At 68.4% G+C, this 7,072-nt stretch carries 5 protein-coding genes and 4 pseudogenes; 7 read left to right on the top strand and 2 right to left on the bottom strand.

Annotated elements, in window-relative coordinates; genetic code table 11:
- Positions 1 to 554, top strand: a pseudogene (gene dapB, locus QR77_RS30780) (4-hydroxy-tetrahydrodipicolinate reductase); the annotation flags it as partial.
- Between the two features lie 11 nt (positions 555 to 565).
- Complete coding sequence (locus QR77_RS30785) at positions 566 to 1,018, top strand: tetratricopeptide repeat protein (RefSeq protein WP_040025271.1); 453 nt, start codon at positions 566 to 568, stop codon at positions 1,016 to 1,018.
- A gap of 94 nt (positions 1,019 to 1,112) precedes the next feature.
- On the opposite strand, the gene QR77_RS30790 is transcribed toward QR77_RS30785, so the two are convergent.
- Entirely contained in the window at positions 1,113 to 1,661 is a 549-nt protein-coding gene (locus QR77_RS30790; protein WP_040025272.1) for a hypothetical protein, read from the bottom strand.
- Positions 1,662 to 1,755: 94 nt separating this feature from the next.
- Positions 1,756 to 1,995, bottom strand: a complete 240-nt coding sequence (locus QR77_RS30795) for a hypothetical protein (protein WP_040025273.1) — start codon at positions 1,993 to 1,995, stop codon at positions 1,756 to 1,758.
- 244 nt (positions 1,996 to 2,239) lie between these two features.
- Here QR77_RS30795 and QR77_RS49325 point away from each other — a divergent pair.
- The 5 genes and pseudogenes from QR77_RS49325 to QR77_RS30810 all read left to right on the top strand — a co-directional run.
- Positions 2,240 to 2,527 (top strand): annotated as a pseudogene (locus QR77_RS49325) (FAD-dependent thymidylate synthase); the annotation flags it as partial.
- Positions 2,507 to 3,438: pseudogene (locus tag QR77_RS49330) on the top strand (HNH endonuclease); the annotation flags it as partial. The pseudogenes QR77_RS49325 and QR77_RS49330, both read left to right, overlap by 21 nt.
- A 4-nt stretch (positions 3,439 to 3,442) precedes the next feature.
- A pseudogene (gene thyX, locus QR77_RS49335) lies at positions 3,443 to 3,892 on the top strand (FAD-dependent thymidylate synthase); the annotation flags it as partial.
- 177 nt (positions 3,893 to 4,069) lie between these two features.
- Positions 4,070 to 4,969, top strand: a complete 900-nt coding sequence (gene dapA, locus QR77_RS30805) for a 4-hydroxy-tetrahydrodipicolinate synthase (protein ID WP_040025275.1) — start codon at positions 4,070 to 4,072, stop codon at positions 4,967 to 4,969.
- A 173-nt stretch (positions 4,970 to 5,142) separates the two neighbouring features.
- A complete protein-coding gene (locus tag QR77_RS30810; RefSeq protein ID WP_040025276.1) occupies positions 5,143 to 6,828 on the top strand; it encodes a ribonuclease J in 1,686 nt (561 codons plus the stop codon).
- Positions 6,829 to 7,072 lie beyond the last annotated feature (244 nt).

Raw genomic sequence — 7,072 nt, forward strand, 5'->3', positions numbered from 1 at the left:
CTGCGTACGGCACGGCATCCACGCCGTCGTCGGCGACCACGGGGTGGACCGCCGAGCGGCTCGCGCAGCTCGACACCTCGCTGGCGGCGTCCCCGGAGACGGGTGTGCTGATCGCGCCGAACTTCTCCATCGGCGCCGTGCTCACCATGAAGTTCTCCCAGATGGCGGCCCGCTGGTTCGAGTCGGTCGAGATCATCGAGCTGCACCACCCGAACAAGGCCGACGCGCCCTCCGGTACGGCCGCCCGCACCGCCCAGCTCATCGCGGCCGCCCGCGCCGAGGCGGGCAGCGCCCCGCAGCCCGACGCCACGGTCACGGCGCTGGAGGGCGCCCGCGGCGCCGACGTCGACGGGGTGCGGGTGCACTCCGTACGCCTGCGGGGCCTGCTCGCCCACCAGGAAGTCATCCTCGGCGGCGAAGGGGAGACCCTCACCGTCCGCCACGACTCCCTGCACCACAGCAGCTTCATGCCGGGCATCCTGCTCGGCGTGCGCCGCGTGGTCTCCACCCCCGGCCTCACCTTCGGCCTGGAACACTTCCTCGACCTGAGCTGAAACCGGCACTCATGCGCGCGAAGATCACATATTTTGTCACGGCCGTCGTCCTGGTCTTCTACTTCGTCCTGGCCGGCAGCCGGGGCGTGTGGCTGATCGAGACAGGCACCCTGCTCACCGTCACCTTCGGTGTCGCTGTGCTGATCCTGCCGCTCATCGGCCTCTGGTTCCTCTGGAAGAACACGCAGTTCGTCAGCCGGGCCAACCGGCTCGCCGCCGAACTCGACGCCGAGGGCGGCCTGGCTGTCGACGAGCTGATCCGTACCCCGGGCGGCCGTATCGACCGGGACTCCGCCGACGCCGTCTTCGCCGAGCGGCGCGCGGAGACGGAGGACTCCCCGGACGACTGGCGCTGCTGGTTCCGGCTGGCGGTCGCCTACCGCGACGCGCGGGACACCCCGCGCGCCCGCAAGGCGATGCAGCGCGCCATAGCGCTGCACGACGGCCGGCCGGTCCACGTCTGAGATCCCGGGCCGCCCGAGCGGCCCCGTACGCGAATGAGCCGGGCCCGTCCTTGTGGGGACGGGCCCGGCTCATTCGTTACGGGACGGCGCGGGGTCAGGGACGGCGGTACTCGTCGCCCCAGGCCTCGACCGTGTCGGCGGCCCGCTCGAACGCCTCGTCGCGCGACAGGAAGTCCGCGTTGTGGTCGGTGAGCAGCGCCAGCGGGCCACCCCGCCGGCGTACGACGACGAGCGCCTGGCCCTGCACGGTCCGCGGCAGACCCAGCCAGCGCACCGGCTGCTGGACCGTGCGGACCGCTGTGATCTGTCCCCACCGCTCCGTGGTGGTCTTGTGCAGACTCACCCGCCGGACCCCGTGACGGCTCACCCAGGCGCCGACCCGCAGCAGACGCAGCGCGACGACTATCCCCACCAGGGCGAGGACGAGACAGACCCACGCTCCCCCCGGTGACGCGGCCAGGGCGATGACCAGCGCGCAGAGCAGGATGAACGAGGCGAGCAGCAGAAGCAGGGCGGCCGAGGCCACCCGCCAGGGACCCGGGCGGTACGGACGCCGCCAGCGGTCGTGATCGTCGAACGGTAGCGCGACATCGTCGTTGGTCGCGTCAAAAGCGCGGTCGGCCGTCAAGAAGGGCAGGGGCACGACTGATCCTCACTCACAAGCACGCTCGATTGCTGTGCCCGGTGAGGCTACCGATCGTGCCCCTGTTCGGACCAGCCGAGGGGGGCCGGACGAGTCAGCGACCCCCGGAAGCCTCGGACTGCTGGGTGTGGGCCGGTGCCTGATTCGTCTCCAGCGAGGGCAGCCCGAAGAGCAGCGAGCCGGCGAAACCGGCCGCGATGGTCAGCCCGAGCAGGGTCCGGCCCATGAGCTGGGACGTCGCGGTACGGCGTTTGGGGGGCGGGGTGACGTTACTGCGGAAGCGGTCGGCCTCGGCGACGAATGCGAACGGGACGGCCTCACGCCGGCGGAACATGGGAGTGCTCTCCTCGGAAATCGAATACGGATGGGGGGCCGGAGGGGATGGACGACAGGACACCGCACACGATGTTGCCGGTGCGTCAGGTGCTACTCAGTAGGACGTACAACACGCTCATTCGGTGCCCGAATTCCCCGAAATGGCCCTCGAACGCCGACAACGGCCGCCCTGCCGGGTGTTGTCAGTGGCGGCCCGTAGAGTGGGCGCCGCCCGAGCGACGCGAATGGAAGGACCCCCGCCGGTGAGCGACACCCCCGCCGAGACCAGGCCGAGCTTCCGCAGTGATGTCACCGTCGAGTTGGTGAAGCACAGCGCAGGCGACTCCGACGTGCTGTGGGCCGCGCGCGTGTCCACCGCGGGAGAGCAGTCCCTGGAAGAGCTGTCGAAGGACCCGGAGCGCTCGAAGGGACTCATCAACTACCTGATGAGGGATCGCCACGGCAGCCCCTTCGAGCACAACTCGATGACCTTCTTCATCAACGCACCGATCTTTGTCTTCCGCGAGTTCATGCGGCACAGGGTCGGCTGGTGCGTCGCGGGTGACACCGGCATCACGCTGGAGAGCGAGGCGGGGAATCTCCGCCACCACTCGATCGCCGAGCTGTACCGGCTCTGGCACCTCGGGCCCGACGAGCGGCTGCCTCACTCGGCCGGCGGTGTCACATGGAACGCGGAGGCGGGCGCCTGGTCGGCCAGGGTGCAGGGGGAGGTCCAGGGGGAGCCGGAGAGCCACTACCTCGGCCTCTACGGGAGCAGGGAGGCCGCGGACTCGGCGGTGGTGGAGTTCAGGGAGCTGCACCCCGGCGCCCGGCTGCGGAAGCTGGAGTCCGTACGCGACACCCACGTCCGCTGCTACGACGAGGACACCCTGACCGCGCGGCGGTCGCGGATCGTCGACGTCGTCGAGTCCGGTGTGAAGCCGCTCATCAGGATCACCACGGCCGCCGGCCGGACCCTCAGGTCCACCGTGGACCACGCCGTGCTGACCTCTGAGGGCTGGCGCAAGGCCGGGGAGCTGGTGGTGGGGGACGCGGTCATGACGGGGACCACCGCCGCAGGGCCCTCCGACGCGGGGATCCCGCCGGGCCTCGCACGCGGTATCGGCGTATGGACGGCGACCCGGCGCGAGCACCTCATCAAGGAGGTCGACTCCTGCCATCTGTGCGGCGAGGACTTCCCGCGCGCGGAACTCGCGCTGGACCATGTGGTCCCGGTGGCCGGTGACCTCACCCGCGCCCTCGACGAAGGCAATCTCGCACCGGCGTGCGAGGAGTGCCAGGTCCGCAGGAGCGCGGAGGAGCAGGCGCTGAGCGGCGCGAGCGCGGACGTGGCCCTCCCCGACCCGATCGTCTCGATCACCGACGACGGCGAGGAGATGACGTACGACCTGTCCGTCGAGGGCCCCTGGCACAACTTCCTGGCCAACGGCGTCGTTGTGCACAACTCGTACAACGAGGAGTCCGGGCGCTACCGCGAGCTGCTGCCCGTGTTCTACGTGCCCGGCGGGGACCGCAAGCTCGTCCAGCAGGGTCGCCCCGGCAAGTACGAGTTCGTCGACGGCACCCCTGAACAGCAGGACCTGACCGGCCGGACGATGGAGGCGTCATACCTCCGGGCGTACGAGGCGTATCAGGAGATGCTGGCCGCCGGAGTGGCGCGCGAGGTGGCCCGGGCCGTCCTGCCCGTCGGTCTCTTCTCCTCGATGTACGCCACCTGCAACGCACGCTCGCTGATGCACTTCCTCGGCCTGCGCACCCAGCACGAGCTGGCGAAGACCCCGTCCTTCCCGCAGCGCGAGATCGAAATGGTCGGTGAGCAGATGGAAGCCCACTGGTCGAAGCTCATGCCGCTCACCCATGCGGCCTTCAACGGCAACGGCCGCGTGGCCCCGTAGGGCACAGATGTACGGCCGTCAAGGCGAAGTGTCCGGATTGCGGCGTTTCGGGAAGGTCATCTAGGCTGATGAAACGGACCCGGCACTGCTTGAACCCCCGAGCAGGCAGTGCCGGGCTCCTCTTGTCCCGTCCCCCAAGGGGACACCCTGACCTGAGCAGCGAGTAGCGTGTTACCCATGGCTCCGACCTCCACTCCGCAAACCCCCTTCGGGCGGGTCCTCACCGCCATGGTCACGCCGTTCACGGCGACCGGCGAACTCGACCTCGACGGTGCTCAGCGGCTCGCCACCCATCTCGTGGACGCGGGCAACGACGGCCTGATCCTCAACGGCACCACGGGCGAGTCACCGACCACCAGCGACGCGGAGAAGGACCAGCTCGTACGGGCGGTCCTGGAGGCCGTCGGGGACCGGGCCCATGTCGTCGCCGGAATCGGCACGAACGACACACGCCACAGCCTGGAGCTGGCCCGCGCGGCCGAGAGCGCCGGAGCGCACGGCCTGCTGGCCGTCACGCCGTACTACAACAAGCCGCCGCAGGAGGGCCTCTTCCGGCACTTCTCGGCGATCGCCGACGCCACCGGCCTCCCGGTGATGCTGTACGACATCCCGGGCCGCAGCGGTGTCCCCATCGACACGGAGACATTCCTCCGTCTCGCGCAGCACCCGCGCATCGTCGCCAACAAGGACGCCAAGGGCGACCTCGGCCGTGCGAGCTGGGCCATCGCCCAGTCCGGCCTCGCCTGGTACTCCGGCGACGACATGCTCAACCTGCCGCTGCTCTCGGTCGGCGCCGTCGGCTTCGTCTCCGTCGTGGGCCATGTCGTCACCCCGGAACTGCGCGCACTTCTCGACGCCCACCTCACGGGTGACGTCCAGAAGGCCACCGAGATCCACCAGAAGCTGCTGCCGGTGTTCACCGGCATGTTCAGGACGCAGGGCGTCATCACCACGAAGGCCGCGCTCACTCTGCAGAACCTTCCGGCGGGTCCGCTGCGTCTCCCCCTCGTGGAACTGACAGCGCACGAAACGGCCCAGCTCAAGATCGATCTTGCCGCTGGTGGGGTAGATCTGTAACCACAGACTTCACAACTGAATACGCGAGACAGCAGGACACCGAGAAATCGGTCGAAACATCAAGAGTTGGACAGTCGGTCGGACGGTAAGTCGGACAGAGAACTGCAAGTGCACGAATGTCATGCGCGCCACGTGCCCGAGAGGCACGTGGCGCGTGTGGTGAGGAGAGTCTTTTGAGTCATCCGCATCCCGAACTCGGCGCGCCGCCGAAGCTTCCCAAGAACGGCCTTCGCGTCACCCCGCTCGGCGGGCTCGGCGAGATCGGCCGGAACATGACGGTCTTCGAATACAACGGCCGGCTGCTCATCGTCGACTGCGGCGTGCTCTTCCCTGAGGAGGAGCAGCCCGGTATCGACCTGATCCTGCCGGATTTCACCACGATCAGGGACCGCCTCGACGACATCGACGGTGTCGTGCTCACGCACGGCCACGAGGATCACATCGGCGGTGTTCCGTTCCTGCTCCGGCTGAAGCCGGACATCCCGCTGATCGGCTCCAAGCTGACCCTCGCGCTGATCGAGGCGAAGCTCCAGGAGCACCGCATCCGGCCGTACACCCTTGAGGTCACCGAGGGGCACCGCGAGCGGATCGGTCCGTTCGACTGCGAATTCGTCGCGGTGAACCACTCGATCCCGGACGCCCTCGCTGTCGCCATCCGTACCCCCGCCGGTATGGCGGTCCACACGGGCGACTTCAAGATGGACCAGCTTCCGCTGGACCGCAGGCTGACCGACCTGCCGACGTTCGCCAGGCTGGGCGAGGAGGGCATCGACCTCCTGCTGGCCGACTCGACCAACGCCGAGGTGCCGGGCTTCGTCCCGCCCGAGCGGGACATCTCCAACGTCCTGCGGCAGGTCTTCAGCAGCGCGCAGAAGCGGATCATCGTGGCGAGCTTCGCCAGCCATGTGCACCGCATCCAGCAGATCCTCGACGCGGCCCACGAACACGGCCGCAGGGTCGCCTTCGTCGGCCGCTCGATGGTCAGGAACATGGGCATCGCGCGGGACCTGGGGTATCTCAGGGTGCCGGCGGGCCTGGTCGTCGACGTGAAGACGCTCGACGACCTGCCGGGCGAGCAGATCGTGCTTGTCTGCACCGGCTCCCAGGGTGAGCCGATGGCCGCGCTCTCGCGGATGGCCAACCGCGACCACCAGATCCGGATCGTCCAGGGCGACACGGTGATTCTGGCGTCGTCGCTGATCCCGGGCAACGAGAACGCGGTGTACCGCGTGATCAACGGCCTGACCAGGTGGGGCGCGAACGTCATCCACAAGGGCAACGCCAAGGTCCATGTCTCGGGCCACGCCTCGGCCGGCGAGCTGCTGTACTTCTACAACATCTGCAAGCCGAAGAACCTGATGCCCGTGCACGGGGAATGGCGCCATCTGCGCGCCAACGCCGAACTGGGCGCGCTGACAGGTGTTCCGAAGGACCACATCGTCATCGCCGAGGACGGCGTGGTCGTCGACCTGGTCGACGGCAAGGCGAGAATCGTGGGCAAGGTCCAGGCGGGTTACGTGTACGTCGACGGCCTCTCGGTCGGCGATGTCACGGAGACCCACCTCAAGGACCGCCGCATCCTCGGCGACGAGGGGATCATCTCGGTCTTCGTGGTCGTCGACTCCACGACGGGCAAGGTCGTGGGCGGCCCGCACTTCCAGGCGCGTGGCTCCGGCATCGACGACGCGGCCTTCGCCGCCGTCCTGCCGAAGGTGGACGAGGCCATCGCCAGATCGGCTTCGGACGGCGTCGCGGAACCGCACCAGCTCCAGCAGCTCGTGCGCCGTGTCGTGGGCAAGTGGGTCTCCGACACCTACCGTCGGCGCCCGATGATCCTTCCGGTCGTCGTCGAGGTCTGAGAGATCTGACGCCGGCTCAGGAGCGGGGTGCCTCGATTTGCATCGGGGCACCCCGCTCCAGTACGTTTACGGCTCCACCTCGACGGGAAGCCCGGGAACTCATGTGACTGGGACCGCCCCCAAGGGGTGGGGAATCCGACTCGGATAACTCTGATAAAGTCGGAACTGCAAGAAAGCAAAAGGCCACTCCGAAGGCCATCAGATTTCGCAAGGCAAACAAAGCCAAAACGAATATGATAGAGTC

Source organism: Streptomyces sp. 150FB, from assembly GCF_000818195.1.
Lineage (GTDB): Bacteria > Actinomycetota > Actinomycetes > Streptomycetales > Streptomycetaceae > Streptomyces.

Bases quoted from the DNA above. Each gene is read 5' to 3' on its own strand.
- dapA (WP_040025275.1), top strand. From the start codon at position 4,070: ATGGCTCCGACCTCCACTCCGCAAACCCCCTTCGGGCGGGTCCTCACC.
- QR77_RS30795 (WP_040025273.1), bottom strand. From the start codon at position 1,995: ATGTTCCGCCGGCGTGAGGCCGTCCCGTTCGCATTCGTCGCCGAGGCC.
- QR77_RS30785 (WP_040025271.1), top strand. From the start codon at position 566: ATGCGCGCGAAGATCACATATTTTGTCACGGCCGTCGTCCTGGTCTTC.